Origin of the sequence: Pseudoalteromonas sp. BSi20429, assembly GCF_000238895.1 — a bacterium.
Taxonomy (GTDB): domain Bacteria; phylum Pseudomonadota; class Gammaproteobacteria; order Enterobacterales; family Alteromonadaceae; genus Pseudoalteromonas; species Pseudoalteromonas arctica.
The window spans coordinates 60,691-76,534 of sequence record NZ_BADV01000023.1; the positions used below are offsets into that span (position 1 = coordinate 60,691).

Sequence of the window (15,844 nt, forward strand, 5' to 3'; positions counted from 1 at the left end):
TTAACTAAATTAGTTTTGAGCATGGCTGATTAAAGCCGATAAAAGAGGCTCGGAGATTGGGGCTTTTTGCCCTGTAGTAAAATCAAACATTACAACTTTAGATGCACCCGTAGTCGTTATTGCTTTTTGTGCATGGCTGTAAACGGTGTAGTTCATGGTAAAGCGATCTGTTTTAAGATCTGTAATTGTAACGCCTACAGTGAGTGTGTCGGGAAAAGTTACTGGGCGTTTATAGCGAACGTTATTTTCGCTTATTACTGGGCCCACACCGTTTGGGCTTATTGTGTCGAACAGATTTATTTTATTTAAAAAGTCGATTCGGGCTATTTCAAAGTAACGTAAATACACTACATTATTTACGTGTTGTAGGGCATCCATATCAGCCCATGCTACGGTGATATCGGTATGAATAGGGTGCTGATCTTTAAACGTTTGCATTATTTATTGGCCCTTGATTTTCAAAGTACTTAGATTATCAACATGGTGTTACGAGCTCAAGGTAATTAATGGCATGTTTTTTTATAAGATGATTGTACCTGTTTAATTTTAGGTCTACAGTTAAATTACACAGACACACAAAAACACACACAAAGGTAATAATATGCAGAATATAATTAATTGGTCCTTAGCTTGTTTGGTTTTTATAGCCTCTTTTACCTGTTACGCGATGGGGAATGAATCTGGCGCTATCATTTTAATGTTGGCAGGATTTTTATTTGAGGTTATGTATTGGCTACGTGGTTATAAAGAATCAAAAGATAATAAGCGATTTTTTTAATCGCTAACTAGGGCCTGTTGACCTTTCAGGATTAAAATTTGTTCAATCTAGGTGCTATTTAATCGCGGCGCGAGGCTTGTGACCTAGTGGGCTAAGTAAAAACCGAGCAAAGCTTCCGCGTCCTGCTCACGCCCCTTACCTACATCCATGTAGGCAACAAAGAGTAAATTGCCCCTAGGCAGAACCCTTCGGGCAGCGTATGTTTGGCATTTGTGCTACGTTATCGCCTATTTATGGGGAATAACCACACTACATAGGCTCTGCCTTGCCTAAATACCAAACATACTGCTGCAAATTTAACCTCGAAAGATAAACAGGCCCTAGGCTTGCTTATCACATTTGATTCTATAATAATGACTGTATAAATAACCAGTTTTTGTTGTGGTGATGAAGAAGTTTATTCACATAGACATGGATTGCTTTTATGCAGCAGTAGAAATGCGAGATAATCCAAAACTTGCATGTGTACCGCTTGCTATTGGAGGCAATAGCCGACGAGGCGTGCTCTCAACCGCTAACTATATAGCTAGAGAATATGGCGTGCGATCGGCTATGTCGAACTATCATGCTAAACAATTATGCCCCGATTTAGTTATTGTCCCAGGGCGCATGGCTGTATACAAAGAAGCTTCAAATCAAATACGTGAAGTATTTAGCCGCTACACAGATTTAGTTGAACCTCTTTCTTTAGACGAAGCCTACCTAGATGTAACAGACAGCACCGCTTGTAAAGGCAGTGCCACACTTATTGCACAGCAAATAAGAGCCGATATTTACAATGCCACCGGGCTCACTGCATCAGCAGGCATTGCACCGATTAAATTTATTGCCAAAATAGCCAGCGACGAAAAAAAACCGAATGGTCAATTTGTCGTTTTGCCTCATGAGGTCGATGATTTTTTAGCGCAATTACCGCTGGGGAAAATTCCGGGGGTGGGTAAAGTAACGCTCGAAAAGCTAAATTTAAAAGGCTTATATACCGGTAAGGATGTACGTGAAAAAGGCGTTAACTGGATGCAGCAACATGTGGGTAATTTTGGTGTGTCGCTTTATCAAAAATGTGCAGGTGAATATGTTGGTAAAGTGTCAACAGATCGCATCAGAAAGTCGCTGAGTGTTGAGCATACCTACGAATACAACAAAACAAGTTTGCAAGAGTGCTTAGATGAGCTGCCAAAATTGTTAGACGAATTAGTTTTAAGGCTTAATAAACAGCAATTACAAAACCGTATTAATAAGCTGAGTGTTAAAGTGAAGTTTGCAAATTTTGTAGTGACCTCAGCCGATCAGGCATACCACGAGCTAAACACAGAAATATTTATTCAACTTCTTATTAAGGCCTATCAACGAGGGCTACAACAACCTGTAAGATTACTTGGCATAGGCGTTGGCATTAAAAGCGAGCCAGAACAAAACTTCCAACTGAGTATTCTCGATTAAGCTGTAAAGCCTGTAACCCCAAGTTGCCATTTATTGGCAAGTTGTATAATTAGCCCATCGCACCTTGCTGGTCTTCAATATTTAAATCGACGATAATAGGGGCTTATGTTTTCTAACAGGACTTTATTTATGGCATACCCTCAAGCGGTTAGTGCAAGCCTTGAATGCACATCTCATGATGCGCTTATTATTATTAGTGATGACTTTTCTCTATTACCAAATAACTCATTACGTGATGCTATTTTAGACCAAGCAAAAGTTGATTCTCGTATTGGTAAACAAGTTACTTTATTAGTGATTGAAAACAAACGCGTTGTACTTGCGCCAACGGGTCCGTTAAACAGAGATTACGACGATGTACGCCGTTATTTTGATGCTGCTAAATTAGCAATTAACGAAGCAAAAGCGTCGGGTAGTGTTAACCCTGCATTATTTTTACCAAATTTAAATGGCGATAGCCGTTATCAGCATGCTTTAGAAGTTGCTTATTTAGGCGCTTGCCAAGCCTTATGGCAGCCATTAGAAGCGCGTGAATATCACGGTGAAAGTATTGAACCTATTACTCAAATTGGTTTAGTTGGCGCAAGCGAGCAAACAATTAAAGCTGTTAATGCAATTGCTGCGGGCCAATATGCCGCGCGTGACTTATGTGGCACCGAACCTGAGCGTATGGCTCCACCACGTTTTGCTGATTACTGCGTTGATTTATTTAAAGGCTCAAACATTGCGGTTGACGTAATTGATGATATTGCAGCTATTGATAAAAACTACCCAATGCTAAGCACTGTTGCTCGTGCATCGTATGCAGTTGAGCGTCATCACCCACGTGTTGTTAAGCTTGAATATGTACCAGAGGGCGAAATTACTCGTACACTTATGTTTGTAGGTAAGGGTCTTGTATACGATACAGGCGGCGCCGATTTAAAAGTAGGTGGCCATATGGCAGGCATGAGCCGTGATAAAGGCGGCGCTGCTTCTGTTGCGGGCTTTATGAAAGCTGTTGCGGATTATCAGCCTAAAGGCGTTAAAGTAGTATCGTACTTGGCTGTTGTTCGTAACTCTATTGGCTCGGATTGTTTTGTGCCAGATGAAATTATTACTAGCCGCGAAGGTATCCGTGTACGCATTGGTAATACCGATGCAGAAGGGCGCTTAGCAATGGGCGACCTGCTTAGCGAAATGAAAGATTTAGCTAAAGGCGAAATAAACCCAACGTTGTTTACTGTTGCTACATTAACGGGTCACGCGGCACGTGCAATGGGTCCTTACGGTGCGTATGTTGAAAACGGTCCAGCTCGTAGCGCAGGTGTTTCACGTCAAATAGCTGACCTTGGAGATTTGTGGGCCGATGGCGCAGAAGTATCGCGTTCTCGCCGTGAAGATTACGACTTTATTAAACCACGCACGCTAGCTGACGATGTACTCTCTAGTAATAATGCGGCATCTGCAGTTACTGCTCGTGGACATCAGTTCCCTATGGCGTTTATGGCTATTGTTGGTGGGCTTGATAAGCACGGTAACGACTCTGCGCAACCTTTGCCTTATGTGCATATGGACATTGCAGGAAGCGGTGTTGAAGGCGGTGATTGGCAGCATGGCAAGCCAACGGCTGCATCAGTAACGAGCTTGTTTGCACGTTACTGTTTGTAAGCTAAAAACTTACATGCAATAAAAAAGCCCTGTTAATTCAGGGCTTTTTGCATTTTATGAGAACGGTATCGATTAATCTAATTTAAAACGATTAACTACGCTCGAAAGCTCTTGGCTACTTTGTTTAAGATTATCACTGGCATCGGTAAGCTGTTTAGTATTATTTAATGATTGCTCAGTTGATTGAGATAGCTCATTAATACGTAAATTAACCTCGTCGGCAGCTTGAGTTTGTTGCTCTGTGGCGCGTGCTATTTGGCTGTTCATTTCGGTAATAATTGAAACAAGTCGTTCTATTTCATTAAGTGAAGTATTGGCTGATGACGCCTGATCTACGGTAGAAACTGAAAGTGCTTGGCTTGATTTAACTGCTTCTACTGCTGCTTTTGCACCTTCTTGAAGTTTAGTGATCATGGTTTGAATTTCGTCGGTACTTTGCCCTGTACGACTGGCCAGAGTTCTTACTTCATCTGCAACAACAGCAAATCCTCGGCCATGCTCTCCTGCGCGAGCAGCCTCAATGGCAGCGTTTAATGCCAGTAAGTTTGTTTGCTCCGATATGCTTCTTATTACATCAAGTACAGAGCCTATATTATGGCTCTCGTTGGCTAAATCTTCTGTTACACGGCTGACTGTTTCTATGTTGCTTGAGAGTGTTTCTATTGCTGTAATTGTTTGCGCAACCACATTTTTACCCGTTGATGCGTTTTGTGCTGCATCCTTAGCTGCTTGCTCTGCGGCTTCGGCGTTACGGCTTACATCATGTATTTGGTGAGTCATTTGCTCCATAGCAGCTGCAACTTGGGTTGAGCTATCGTTTTGAAGCTCAATAAACGAGTGGCTTGTTCTACTTGAATCATCAACTGTATGCGCATGCTCGCTTACATCGTTTGCACTTTGTGATACATGAACAAGAGACTCTCGCATTTTTAAAACAAATAAATTAAATGAGTGTGATAGTTCAGATATTTCATCGTTACCGGATTCATTTAATGTACGAGTTAAATCGCCTTCACCTTGTGAAATATCTTTCATCATATCGGCTGCTAAACGAGTAGGTATTAAAATGCTCTTGCCTATAAAGTAACTAAGTAAAATAACAGCAATAATCATAATTGTTGCACTGACGACTATTAGATTACGTTGCTCGCTAAATGCTTCGTCAATTGAATCAAGATAAACACCTGAGCCAATAATCCATTGCCATTGATTAAAACCTTTAACAAATGCGATTTTTTCAACTGGTTTTTCTTTACCTGGTTTTGGCCATTTATAAGGAATAAATCCCTCGCCAGAGCGTTTAACTATATTAACCATATCAACAAACAATGCTTTGCCGTCAGGGTCTTTATTATTGGTTAAATCTTTTCCTTCAAGAGCAGGTTTTATAGGATGCATAACCATTTTTGGCTGGTAATTGTTAATCCAAAAGTAATTGGTTTTGTCGTAGCGCAGAGCTCTTATTGCATTAAGTGCTTGCGATTGAGCTTGTTGTTGAGTGAGAGTATTATTTTGCTCAAGGTCATAAAAGTGCTCGATTATACTGTACGCAGTTTCTACTACATTTTGTGTTTTAAGGTACTGCTCGTTTTTAAGAGAGCTATATTGGTGAGTTAGGCTGGCTACACTAAGCGCTATAAGCCCAAATACAACAATAGCTATGAGCAGCGAGAAACGTTGGAATATACTAAAACTACGTAGACTAGGCATACATTTATCCTCAAAAAGTGTGCGCTTTAGCGCATAGAATAAGCGTAGCTAAAAAAAGAGTTTAATCTAGGCTTAACGCCCATTAATGCAAAAAAAAGGCTGATTTATCAATCAGCCTTTAGTCTGTTATTACTTTACTTGCTTATTTAACATCAAAATGACGATTAAAGAAGTTTGTAATTGTTTGATGTAAGTGTGTTTGCACTTGTTTACCACGTAGGCTGTGCTTAGAGCCTGGGTAGGTCATCATTTCAAACTGTTTTTCGTTATCTTGCAGTTGTTTAAACAATTTAGTTGAATGAGTAAACAGCACGTTGTCGTCAGCCATTCCATGATAAATCATTAATGGGCCTTTTAAGCCATCAGCATATGGAAATACTGCGCTGTCTTCATACCCTTTAGCATTCGTATCAGGGTGACCTAAATAACGCTCTGTGTAATGCGTATCGTATAGAGCCCAATCGGTTACAGGAGCACCCGATACGCCGGCTTGAAAGTAATCGCCTGCTTTAAACATAGTCATAAGTGCCATGTAGCCGCCGTAGCTGTGGCCATAAACACCGATGCGTTGTGGGTCTACGTAATCAAGTGTACGTAAAAACTCTACGCCTTTAATTTGGTCGGCAACTTCAACCACGCCTAGGTTTTTATAAATAGCATCTTCAAACTTTTTACCACGGTTGTACGAACCACGGTTATCCAGTTGAAAAATTACGTAACCTTGTTGCGCCATGTACTGAAAGTACAAGTTTTTACTGCGCCAGCTATTCGTCACTCGTTGAGCATGCGGGCCGCCGTATACGTTAACAATAACAGGGTGCTTTTTGCCATCAGTAATGTTGCTAGGCTTAAATAAACGGTAATGCATAACTTGGCCATCTTCGGCTTTAATTGTGCCGTATTCTGGTTTTGTTAAGTCGCTTAAATAAGGAGTAAGCGGATGGTTACTATCAAGCTTATTTTCTTCAAGCCATGTAATAAATTCGCCGTTAACCTTACGAAGTGCTGCTGAGTTTGGTTTATTATCAGACGAGCTATTATCGATAAAGGTTTTGCTGTCTTTTGCTAGCACAACATTGTGGTACTGACCTTTTTCGGTAATACGTTTAGAATCGCCTTTTTTAAATAAAGGCGCGCTGTATAAATGGCTTTCAAGCGGTGTATCTTTTCGACCGGCAAAGTAAACAATGCCTTTTTTCTCATCAATACCTTTTAAGCTATCAACAGCCCAATCACCTGAGGTGATTTGACGAACAAGTTGACCGTTTGTGCGATACAGATATAAGTGTTTAAAACCGTCGCGCTCAGATGCCCATACAAAATGTTTTTTGTCTTTTAAAAACTCAAGATCAAAATGTAAGTTAATCCACGTTTCGCTGTTTTCGGTTAATGCTACTTTTTGGACTTTAGTTTCGCTGTTATAAAAACGAAGCTCTAATTTATGTTGCGAGCGATTTTGCCATTGGTAAGACAGTGTATTGCCGTCTTTTAGCCACTTAGCACGCGCGATATAAATGTCTTCATCTTTACCTAAATCAATCCAATCTACTTTTTGGTCATTTAGCTTAACCACACCGAGTTGAATTTTTACGTTATCGGTACCTGTAAACGGGTAGCGTTGGTTAAATAATTTAACTTCATCAGCGTAAATTTCGTTACGGATAGCTTCTTTTACTGGAGTTTCGTCAACGCGGGTATAAGCAATTTTAGTTTCATCACCTGACCACCAGTAACCCGTCATGCGGCTCATTTCTTCTTGAGCTACAAATTCGGCCATGCCGTTTTTAATTACGCCGCCGCCATCTTTACTAAGCTGAATCTCTTTACCTGATTCAAGCTCTAAAGCGAATAGGTTTTGCTCTCGAATAAACGATACGTAGTTACCTTTAGGTGAAAAGCGTGCATCGGTTTCAAATGTTTCAGTGTCGGTTAGTTTTTTACTTTTAGCAGAGGCTAAATCGTAATAGTAAAGGTCGCCGTTAAGTGGGAATAAAAGTGCTTTACCGTCTTTAGACCATTTGTATTCTAATATGCCTTTACCAAAAATACGTTGGCGTTCGCGGCGTGCTTTTTCTTCATCAGATAGGTTTTCTGGGCCTGAAAATAACTTTGCCGAATCAACTAGCACACGGTTGGTGTTATCTTTTAGATTGTATTCCCATAAATCGTAGCGGTTGTAGTCATCGCTTTTGCCTTGTAAATAAGTTACACGGCTGCCGTCAGGCGAAAATTTAAGTTGTACAGGTGATTTACCTGAAAGGCTCGGATCGTCAAAAATACGCTCCAACGATAAAGGTTTTGCTTGAACACTAATAGCGCCAACCATTAATGGGAGGGCTAGTGAGAGGTGTTTTATTTTTTTTAGCACAAGGTTGCCTTAGCTTATTATAAATATTGCTTTGATGGTAAAGCCAAGCGTGTGCAACTGCAACTAAATGCTATAAAGTGGCGATTATTAAAGACAAAGTAGGAAATAACAATGACTAACCCTGAATTTAAACTAGCGCCAGAACTTAAACGTGACTGTATAGAGCTTGCCGATTGGCCACTGTGTAAAGTACTTTTATTGAACGACAGCCAATATCCGTGGTTTGTATTAGTGCCTAGGCAGGCTAACTTAAAAGAGATAATTGATTTATCTGAGGATGATCAAATTGTGTATTTAAAAGAGTCAGCCAAGCTAAGTAAATTATTAATGGATGTGTTTAGCCCTGATAAGTTAAACATAGCGGCTTTGGGTAATATGGTGCCGCAATTACATATTCACCATATTGCACGCTTTACTACTGATGCTGCTTGGCCTGCGCCAATTTGGGGTAAGTATCCAGCTGTGCCGTATACAGATGTACAAATTACAGCGTTAAAAAAAGCGCTGCAGTTTTAAGCTGCAACGCTTTTTTAGGGTTTAGCTAAGTTTAACTAAAACTACTTAAGCCCTAGTACTTCTTTACCCTGTTTAAACGTTACATCTACAGGGATATTTGCTTTACTTAGTTTTTCTAAGTCTTCAGCAAGTTCTTCTTTTATATCGCCATGCGTTGCAATTAGTTGATCTACTTTTTCGTAATCGCCATCACCTTGTAAGGTTAAAATTAAGCGAGAAAGCTTGGCCATTGCAATGCTCATTTTTTCCATATTAACGCGGTACAGGCCTTCTTCATTTTTAGAAAAAGCGCCTTCTTGAGCAAAAAAGTTAAAGCGGATCATATTTGCTTTACCATGCGCACTTGATGCTCCAAAACGAACTGAGCGGAATATACCCGCCATGAAGGTCGTGTAATAATCTTCAATAGTTCCTTCTGTAATTTCGCCCTTTTTAAGTAATTGCTCAATCATGTAAAGGCCTAAAATGTCGGCTTTACCTTCTTCAAGCGCACTTGCGTGTTCTTGTAATGATTGACGAACAGTACCTTTACCTGTGATTGTATTTTTAATACCTAAACCGTGAGCGACTTCATGGAACATCGTATTGGCAAAAAATGCATCAAAAGTAATGTGTTTACGCTGCTCAGGTACAATTAACTGCTCTGAAATTGGTACTAAAATTTTATCAAATTTAGCACGCATCGCATTTTTAAGTTGCAGGCGACGAGTTCCTTTTTCTAGCTGTACTTGCTCATCGTTTGGTAAGTTAATTGCAATTGTTTTACTCCCCGCGTTTGAATGCCCAGCGTAGTAAACAACATCATATGCATTTAGGTCGGCGTCAGAGCCTGGTACTTCTTGTTTGTACTTAGCATCAACGGGTAAGCCTTTTTGAAGCTCAGGTAAAAATGCGGCAAACTTAGCTAAGCGTTCGCTCCATTTTAAATCTTTAATAAGTACGTAAGATTCATAAGCTGCGCGGTAACCAAATAATTGATCTTCATAAGTCTCAATTGGACCAATAACCACATCTACTGGGTTGTTTTTCATGTCCATCCAAGCAAAGTCAGATACTTGGAAGTCATCCTTTTGTAGAGCATCAGCACGCAAGTTTAGATAGTTAGCAAACTCTTTATCGTCAGCAAGTTTGCTAGCTTGACGTAAAAGGTCAGCGGCTTTTGCAAGCTCATTAGCGTATTCTTTTGAATATGGCACGCTGTAAAGCTTACCTTGCTCATCACGCTTAATTACAGAATAAAGCCCTGTTTTATCTTCAACGTCTGCATTGTTTAACTCTTCTTTGGTTATATCAGCAGGGTAAAACTGTGCGCCAAGAGGTTTTTCTTTATAGCTGGATAAAAATGCTTCATCACCATTTAAACGATCCCATGGACCATAGTTAATATCAGCAAATTCACGTACTTTGTCATCGTTTAGTTTTGCTAAAAAAGCATCTTTATTTTCACCAAATGCTTGCTTCCAAAATAACTCATCCATTATTTTTGAAGCGTCAATAAGCTTTGCAACCATTGCTCGTTGATTATCGCTTAAGTGCGATAAATCACTTTGTAAGCTAAAGTCGGTGTAAATATCTAAACGTTGTTTATCTGCATTAATAAGCTTAGGGCCTGACTGTGCACTGCTTTTTTGAGCAAGCTCTGTGGCTGTGTTGTCGGTAGAAGACGGCGCTTGTTCAGAACATGCACTAAGAAAAACGACACCAGAGAGCATAATTGCTTGGCTAATTTTATTTAAGATCATTATATTACCTGTTAAAAAGTAAGTTTAATAATTTGTACTGCTTTAGTTAAAAAACTAAATATGTACAAACGCTTCCTTATTGTGAGTGCATTAAAGCAAAACTAAATAGTAAATAGCAAGTATTTGGCATTGTAAGGCAAGCATGAGCGATAAAGCATTATAAATAAAAATAAACTTCTATAATTTTCTTAACTTTATCGGTAAGTTAGACAATACTAATTATATTACTAATGCGAAAATTAACTGCCTGAGTTTGCAGTTACTTTACAGGCTGAACACAAAAGGACGGCAGCTTTATGTCTACAGAAAACGCTTTATTAACGATTCTAGTCGATAGAATAAATAACGATACTTTGGTTTTACCAACGCTACCTGAAGTAGCGATTAAGGTTCGCCAAGCTGCAGATAACCCTGATGTGAATTTAATGCAAATGTCAGATGTAATCTCACAAGATCCAGCGCTTTCAGCTCGAATGATAAAAGTAGCTAATAGTGCGATTATGGGACGTTCTGTAAAAGTATCTAATTTACAACAAGCAGTGACTCGCATTGGGTTGCGCCAAATTAAAAATATTGCAACAGCTATGGCTATGGAGCAATTATTTGTATCAAACAATGAGCTGATTAAAGGCTACATGGGCAAGGCTTGGCAAAAAACATTAACCGTTGCTAGCCATTCAATAACACTCATGGAGTTTTACTTAAAAAACAATAAACACACTTCATTAAATCGTGATTCAATTACATTAGCTGCGCTTGTTTACAATATTGGTGTATTACCAATTTTAACAGAAGCTGAGCGCCACCCTGAAGTGTTTGCCAACCCAAGCTTTTTAGCGCACGCAATTCAAAAGCTGAGTGGGAAAATTGGCTCATCGATTATGCAAGCGTGGGAATTTCCTAAAGAGTTTGTTGATGTAGCTCTAAGCTGGGCAGATCCAAGTTACAAACCTGAAAAAGTTAGTTACGTAGACTTTATTCGAGTAGGCGCTATTTTAGAGGGAACATTACAGGTTTCTGATAAGTCAGCAGCGCTGCAAACGTACATAGATAAAGGTGTAATACCGTCTATGCAATTATTCACAAGTGATGAATACAACGACATGCTAAAAGATGTGAAAAACATGTTTAGCTAAACATGTTTTATTACACAAATAAAAAGGGTTAACTTGCGTTAACCCTTTTTATTTATTTATCGATAGTATTTTCTGTTTTGGTTTTTTCGTACCGTTTTATTCCTGCTACCCATGTTTGCAGTACGTTTGTTTTGTATATCTCGTCAACAGGTACTTTAAAGTAGTCTTTATCAATTAAAATAAAGTCGGCCCATTTACCTTTTTCTAAACTACCCACCTTAAATTCTTGATGAGCTGAATAAGCGCCACCGAGAGTAAATGCACGTAATGCATCTTCGCGGCTTAGTACTTCACTTGCGCGCCAGCCGTTTTCAGGTAGTTTGTTATGATCCATGCGTGTAATGGCTGAATACAAACCATCAAATGGATTTGCAAGCTCTACCGGGTAATCAGAGCCTGCTGCAACAACCGATCCTTGCTTTAAAAATGTTTGCCAAGCATAGGCACCGCTTAATTGTTTTTCAGTTAAGCGTTGCTCTGCCATATGCATATCAGAAGTGGCATGTACTGGCTGCATTGAAGGGATTATTTTTAACGCTTTAAAGCGAGGGATATCCTCAGGCGTTACAATTTGTGCGTGCTCTATTCGGTTACGTAGTAATATACCGCCCGTTTTTTTAAACACATTTTGATAAGCATCAAGTACTACTTTATTTGCTTTATCGCCAATGGCGTGGGTATTTGCGCTAAAGCCGCTTTTAAAGCTTTGTGTAAAGAGCGCTTCGAGTTTTTCTTGTGTTTCAAGCATTAAACCATGGTGACCAGGTCTGTCTGCGTATTCTTCAATCAGAGCAGCTCCGCGAGAGCCAAGTGCGCCATCGGCGTAAACTTTAACACTGCGAATTTCCATAAAGTCATTTTTGTCGTGGTATCGGCCTGCCTTTAACATTGCGCCTAAATCAGGGCTTGCACCACTTAACATTGCCACAATACGTAGCGGTAAATTACCAAGGTCGCCGCGCTCTTTGTAAACCTCCCATGTGGCTTTATCAATACCTGCATCGTGAGTAGAGGTAATGCCTAAACTTAATAAATGCTTACCTGCTGCATCTAGTGAGTCACTTATATCTTGCTTTGAAGGGGCTGGCATATGCTGGGTAATTAGCGATTCTGCTTTATCTACAAAAATACCTGTAGGATTGCCAAATTCGTCTTTAATTATTTCACCGCCTTCAGGCGCTTTTGTTTGGGCGTTAATACCAGCAAGTTCGAGCGCTTTTGAATTAACCCAAATGGCGTGACTATCAACCCGCGAAAGAACCACAGGTTGATCGCTCACTACTTTGTCTAAATCTTTAGCTGTAGGAAAGCGTGTATCAGACCAAAGCTCTTGGTTCCAACCTCGCCCAATAATCCAACCTTGTTTGTTATCGGCAAATACTTTTAGTTTATTTGTTACTTCATCAACCGATGTTGCGCCGCGTACGTCAAGTTGCGATAAATTATCTCCTAGGCCAATAACGTGCCCATGAGCATCAATTAAGCCAGGTAATAAGGTATTACCGTGCGCGTCAATTAGCTTGGCATCTGGGTAGCTATCTTTAAGTGTTTCGCTACCGAGCTTAACTACCTTGCCATTTTTAATAACGAGGGTAGAAAACTGCTGTACTTCACCTTTGTATAAAGGGGTATAACCATTGGCGTTATAAATTACTTTTGTTTGTGCGAGAGTGTAGCTAGAACTAGCGCAAAGGCTGGCTAGTATGAGTGGTTTGATTATTTTTTTGAGTGGCATAGTTACTTAATTTTTATTGTTAATTTACTTACATTAACAAACTTGATTTTATAATACCAATGAATTGATAGACCTCATTTTAAGGCTTTTCTCTATATTAACTGTTTACAAAATAGGTAATTAATGTGATTATTTAGTATGTAAAATAATCAATAAAGCATAAGGAAACGCTATGAAAGCCCTCTATTTATTACTCCCATTAACTTCATTATTTGCGGCATGTGGATCGACACCTACTGCAGATAAAAGTGTAGAAAAGCTAAACCATACTGATGTATCAAATGCTGAAATACGCGATTATATAGATTTATCAAGTGTTGAGCTGCGCGATAGGGTGAAAGACTATTGGAGTATTTTTACAAAAGTTGAATCACGATACCCAGTAGAGGCAGCAAAAAAAGGCTTAGCGGGCTGTGTAGAGTTAATGACTATTATTAATTCTGAGGGTAAGGCGCAGGGGTATAAAGTAATTTCCTCATATCCTAAAGGATTATTTGATGAAGCCGCAGCGAGATCTTTAAGTGCATGGGCTTGGCTACCTACTGCCGTAAATGTAGCTAAACAACCTGTACTTACTCATATCAGAATTGATTTCATGATTGATTCAATACCAGTAGGTAAAAAATATTTAAAAAATTGTCCGGCTGGCGAAACATTTCAAGTAACAGGTAAAATTAAAAAAATCTCCTACTGATGAAACATTTCAAGTAACGGGGAAAATTACAAGGTTTGAAAAAAAGTACTTATTTACCTCACTTTAAAGTTACCTTCAGTGTGTGTAACATTTTGGATCGAACCTTTATAAAATCTGATGGGTATGAGTTTAATACGAATATTACAAATAACTAAATAAGCATCAAGAATAAGGAAATGCTATGAAAGCTCTCTATTTATTACTCCCCTTGAGTATGATGCTAACAGCCTGTAGTTCAACGTCTGATAAACAAGTAAGCGATGAAATGCCGAGTTTTATTGATTTATCGAGTCCTGAACTGCGAAGTAAGGCCGGTGAATACTGGGATGTTGTTAAAAGAGTAGAGCCGCGATATCCGATAGAAGCTGCAAAGAAAAGTATTTCAGGTTGTGTTGAGCTTGCTATGTTAATTAATTCACAAGGTGAAGCCCAAGGGTATAAGGTTATCTCGTCTTACCCTGAGGGCGTGTTTGATAATAATGCGGCAGCTGCTGTGGGTTTATGGCGCTGGAAAGCGACAACTGAAAATACGAGTAATCAACCTGTTCTAACTTATCTCAAAATGGATTTTATGGTAAGCCCAAAACCTACTGATGCAGAGTATTTGGCGCATTGTTCTAAAAATAAAACCTGAACGTAATTAATAGATATAAATATAATAAGCTAGGTGTTTTTTTACCTAGCTATAAAACTACTTACTTGCATATAAGCCATATTCATTTAATGCTAATTTACCGTCTTTGTCACTGTCGTAGCTTGAAAATCGTGACCACAAAGCCGGGTCTATAGCGGTTTCTGAACGTGATAAAAAACCGTCTTTATTCCTATCTAGCTTTTTAAATTGCTTTGCAATGTCGTTACTTGCGGCAAAACTAAATGCGCTAAAAATACTAAACGCCAGCAGCGTTATATAGCTAATACTTTTCATACAAATCACTTAGTAAAGGTTGTTAGTTAGATAACTTTTAAATTCGACTAGCGAAATTTGGTTATCTTGGTTTTTGTCCCATTTTACAAAGGTGTTTAAAAGTTGTGGTTGGGGATCAAGTTCGTCGTGTGTTAAATAGCCACTTTTGTCGCTATCTAGGTGATCAAAGCGTTGCTTTACATCAAGTGCCGCGGCATCAAAACTTAATAGCATTAAAATGCTTATAACAAGGGAAAGTATCTTCATGGTCTTCCTTCCAAAAGATGTATTAAAAGTTCGTGGCTAAAATAAAGTAAAAAGGAAAAAGCACTTGCCGTAATTTAACTCCCAACATTAAATCCTTTTACACACTCCCTCAGGGATTATGGCAAATGCTTTTAAATTCAGTTTACATGTAACAAGCTTAAGTAAAGCTTAATCAGTAATTACTCATTAAGGCTTAAAGCTTTCAAATTCTTTTTTTGAGACTTTTTCATCACCGTCTTCATCTAAGTCGGCAAATTGTCTCATTACTTCTTTGTCTTCCTTTGCTTCTACAATTGATATTTGTCCATCCATATCTTTATCTAAATGGGCAAAGCGCACGTTTGTTGGCGATGCAATTACGGTGGCACTAATTGCTAAAAACATTAATGAAAAAGCGGCTATAAGTTGTTTCATAATCACGTTCCTTATTGAATAAATTTTTTGAATTCATCTAGCGACAATTGCCCATCTTGATTAGTATCAATTTGTAAAAAATTTTCGTGTAGAACGGCATCTTCACCTGCTTCGGCTTCACTTAATGTGCCGTTACTGTCTTTATCAAGCTCGTTAAAAGTCGCGTGAACGTCCATTGCGTGTGCGTTAGCGCCTAAAAAGCCTAAAGCCAGTAACGATGAAATTACTAAAATGCGTTTGTTCATAATTATTTCCTTATTGATTAAAGTTATTACTCCTACTACAAAAATGATGCCAAAAATAATTATTGTTAATTTTCAAGTGTTTATATTTTTAACTTGAAAGAGGTGGGAAGTTTTTACGGGGTTTATTGTAATTTTTGTGTACCTTTTGCAACACTAAGTAGTGAGATTAAAGGTAGGGTTTAAAAATCAATGGTTTACGTTGTCTCTATTTGGCGACACATTGTTTTTGTAGCGCTGGCTGT

Annotated in this window: 15 protein-coding genes; 6 read left to right on the forward strand and 9 right to left on the reverse strand. The window is 38.9% G+C overall.

The genetic code is table 11. The features are described 5' to 3' along the window. Nucleotides 1-9: 9 nt before the first annotated feature. The gene (locus P20429_RS14560) at nucleotides 10-438 is read right to left on the reverse strand and encodes a thioesterase family protein (RefSeq protein ID WP_002958095.1); all 429 of its coding nucleotides are present in this window, start codon (nucleotides 436-438) and stop codon (nucleotides 10-12) included. Nucleotides 439-1,165: 727 nt separating this feature from the next. On the opposite strand from P20429_RS14560, the gene dinB reads away from it, so the two are divergent. Both dinB and P20429_RS14550 read left to right on the forward strand, forming a co-directional pair. Further along, nucleotides 1,166-2,218, forward strand: coding sequence for a DNA polymerase IV (dinB, locus tag P20429_RS14555; protein WP_033026422.1), 1,053 nt, complete (start codon nucleotides 1,166-1,168; stop codon nucleotides 2,216-2,218). Between the two features lie 129 nt (nucleotides 2,219-2,347). Further along, nucleotides 2,348-3,868, forward strand: coding sequence for a leucyl aminopeptidase family protein (locus P20429_RS14550; RefSeq protein ID WP_007581538.1), 1,521 nt, complete (start codon nucleotides 2,348-2,350; stop codon nucleotides 3,866-3,868). Between the two features lie 72 nt (nucleotides 3,869-3,940). Here P20429_RS14550 and P20429_RS14545 read toward each other — a convergent pair whose 3' ends face one another. Both P20429_RS14545 and P20429_RS14540 read right to left on the reverse strand, forming a co-directional pair. After that, nucleotides 3,941-5,578: a methyl-accepting chemotaxis protein gene (locus P20429_RS14545; RefSeq protein WP_007581540.1), complete on the reverse strand. Its 1,638-nt coding sequence runs from the start codon at nucleotides 5,576-5,578 to the stop codon at nucleotides 3,941-3,943. Between the two features lie 142 nt (nucleotides 5,579-5,720). After that, on the reverse strand, nucleotides 5,721-7,946 hold the full coding sequence (locus P20429_RS14540; protein WP_007581542.1) for a S9 family peptidase: 2,226 nt from the start codon (nucleotides 7,944-7,946) through the stop codon (nucleotides 5,721-5,723). A gap of 111 nt (nucleotides 7,947-8,057) precedes the next feature. On the opposite strand from P20429_RS14540, the gene P20429_RS14535 reads away from it, so the two are divergent. Next, entirely contained in the window at nucleotides 8,058-8,462 is a 405-nt protein-coding gene (locus P20429_RS14535; RefSeq protein ID WP_007581544.1) for an HIT domain-containing protein, read from the forward strand. A gap of 41 nt (nucleotides 8,463-8,503) precedes the next feature. Here the strand turns inward: P20429_RS14535 and P20429_RS14530 are convergent, their stop codons facing one another. Beyond that, nucleotides 8,504-10,204: an NUDIX hydrolase gene (locus P20429_RS14530; RefSeq protein ID WP_007581546.1), complete on the reverse strand. Its 1,701-nt coding sequence runs from the start codon at nucleotides 10,202-10,204 to the stop codon at nucleotides 8,504-8,506. A gap of 296 nt (nucleotides 10,205-10,500) precedes the next feature. Here P20429_RS14530 and P20429_RS14525 point away from each other — a divergent pair, with 296 nt between their 5' ends. Beyond that, on the forward strand, nucleotides 10,501-11,340 hold the full coding sequence (locus P20429_RS14525; RefSeq protein ID WP_007581548.1) for an HDOD domain-containing protein: 840 nt from the start codon (nucleotides 10,501-10,503) through the stop codon (nucleotides 11,338-11,340). A 52-nt stretch (nucleotides 11,341-11,392) separates the two neighbouring features. Here the strand turns inward: P20429_RS14525 and P20429_RS14520 are convergent, their stop codons facing one another. Beyond that, nucleotides 11,393-13,075 carry an amidohydrolase gene (locus P20429_RS14520; protein WP_007581550.1) on the reverse strand — a complete coding sequence of 561 codons (1,683 nt, stop codon included), beginning with the start codon at nucleotides 13,073-13,075 and terminating at the stop codon, nucleotides 11,393-11,395. 172 nt (nucleotides 13,076-13,247) lie between these two features. Between P20429_RS14520 and P20429_RS14515 the strand changes: the two genes are divergently transcribed. Both P20429_RS14515 and P20429_RS14510 read left to right on the forward strand, forming a co-directional pair. Next, nucleotides 13,248-13,769 carry an energy transducer TonB gene (locus P20429_RS14515; protein WP_007581553.1) on the forward strand — a complete coding sequence of 174 codons (522 nt, stop codon included), beginning with the start codon at nucleotides 13,248-13,250 and terminating at the stop codon, nucleotides 13,767-13,769. Between the two features lie 181 nt (nucleotides 13,770-13,950). Beyond that, nucleotides 13,951-14,403, forward strand: coding sequence for an energy transducer TonB (locus P20429_RS14510; protein WP_007581555.1), 453 nt, complete (start codon nucleotides 13,951-13,953; stop codon nucleotides 14,401-14,403). Nucleotides 14,404-14,460: 57 nt separating this feature from the next. Here the strand turns inward: P20429_RS14510 and P20429_RS14505 are convergent, their stop codons facing one another. The 4 genes from P20429_RS14505 to P20429_RS14490 all read right to left on the reverse strand — a co-directional run bounded on the left by P20429_RS14505 (nucleotide 14,461) and on the right by P20429_RS14490 (nucleotide 15,602). Beyond that, on the reverse strand, nucleotides 14,461-14,697 hold the full coding sequence (locus P20429_RS14505) for a calcium-binding protein (protein WP_007581557.1): 237 nt from the start codon (nucleotides 14,695-14,697) through the stop codon (nucleotides 14,461-14,463). Between the two features lie 9 nt (nucleotides 14,698-14,706). After that, nucleotides 14,707-14,943 (reverse strand): hypothetical protein, encoded by a 237-nt coding sequence (locus P20429_RS14500; RefSeq protein WP_007581558.1) that lies wholly within the window; start codon nucleotides 14,941-14,943, stop codon nucleotides 14,707-14,709. 186 nt (nucleotides 14,944-15,129) lie between these two features. After that, nucleotides 15,130-15,357, reverse strand: coding sequence for a hypothetical protein (locus tag P20429_RS14495; RefSeq protein ID WP_007581559.1), 228 nt, complete (start codon nucleotides 15,355-15,357; stop codon nucleotides 15,130-15,132). A gap of 11 nt (nucleotides 15,358-15,368) precedes the next feature. Next, nucleotides 15,369-15,602 carry a cag pathogenicity island protein Cag25 gene (locus P20429_RS14490; protein WP_007581561.1) on the reverse strand — a complete coding sequence of 78 codons (234 nt, stop codon included), beginning with the start codon at nucleotides 15,600-15,602 and terminating at the stop codon, nucleotides 15,369-15,371. Nucleotides 15,603-15,844: the final 242 nt, after the last annotated feature.

Bases quoted from the DNA above. Each gene is read 5' to 3' on its own strand.
- P20429_RS14560 (WP_002958095.1), bottom strand. From the start codon at position 438: ATGCAAACGTTTAAAGATCAGCACCCTATTCATACCGATATCACCGTA.
- dinB (WP_033026422.1), top strand. From the start codon at position 1,166: ATGAAGAAGTTTATTCACATAGACATGGATTGCTTTTATGCAGCAGTA.
- P20429_RS14550 (WP_007581538.1), top strand. From the start codon at position 2,348: ATGGCATACCCTCAAGCGGTTAGTGCAAGCCTTGAATGCACATCTCAT.
- P20429_RS14545 (WP_007581540.1), bottom strand. From the start codon at position 5,578: ATGCCTAGTCTACGTAGTTTTAGTATATTCCAACGTTTCTCGCTGCTC.
- P20429_RS14535 (WP_007581544.1), top strand. From the start codon at position 8,058: ATGACTAACCCTGAATTTAAACTAGCGCCAGAACTTAAACGTGACTGT.
- P20429_RS14530 (WP_007581546.1), bottom strand. From the start codon at position 10,204: ATGATCTTAAATAAAATTAGCCAAGCAATTATGCTCTCTGGTGTCGTT.
- P20429_RS14525 (WP_007581548.1), top strand. From the start codon at position 10,501: ATGTCTACAGAAAACGCTTTATTAACGATTCTAGTCGATAGAATAAAT.
- P20429_RS14520 (WP_007581550.1), bottom strand. From the start codon at position 13,075: ATGCCACTCAAAAAAATAATCAAACCACTCATACTAGCCAGCCTTTGC.
- P20429_RS14515 (WP_007581553.1), top strand. From the start codon at position 13,248: ATGAAAGCCCTCTATTTATTACTCCCATTAACTTCATTATTTGCGGCA.
- P20429_RS14510 (WP_007581555.1), top strand. From the start codon at position 13,951: ATGAAAGCTCTCTATTTATTACTCCCCTTGAGTATGATGCTAACAGCC.
- P20429_RS14505 (WP_007581557.1), bottom strand. From the start codon at position 14,697: ATGAAAAGTATTAGCTATATAACGCTGCTGGCGTTTAGTATTTTTAGC.
- P20429_RS14500 (WP_007581558.1), bottom strand. From the start codon at position 14,943: ATGAAGATACTTTCCCTTGTTATAAGCATTTTAATGCTATTAAGTTTT.
- P20429_RS14495 (WP_007581559.1), bottom strand. From the start codon at position 15,357: ATGAAACAACTTATAGCCGCTTTTTCATTAATGTTTTTAGCAATTAGT.
- P20429_RS14490 (WP_007581561.1), bottom strand. From the start codon at position 15,602: ATGAACAAACGCATTTTAGTAATTTCATCGTTACTGGCTTTAGGCTTT.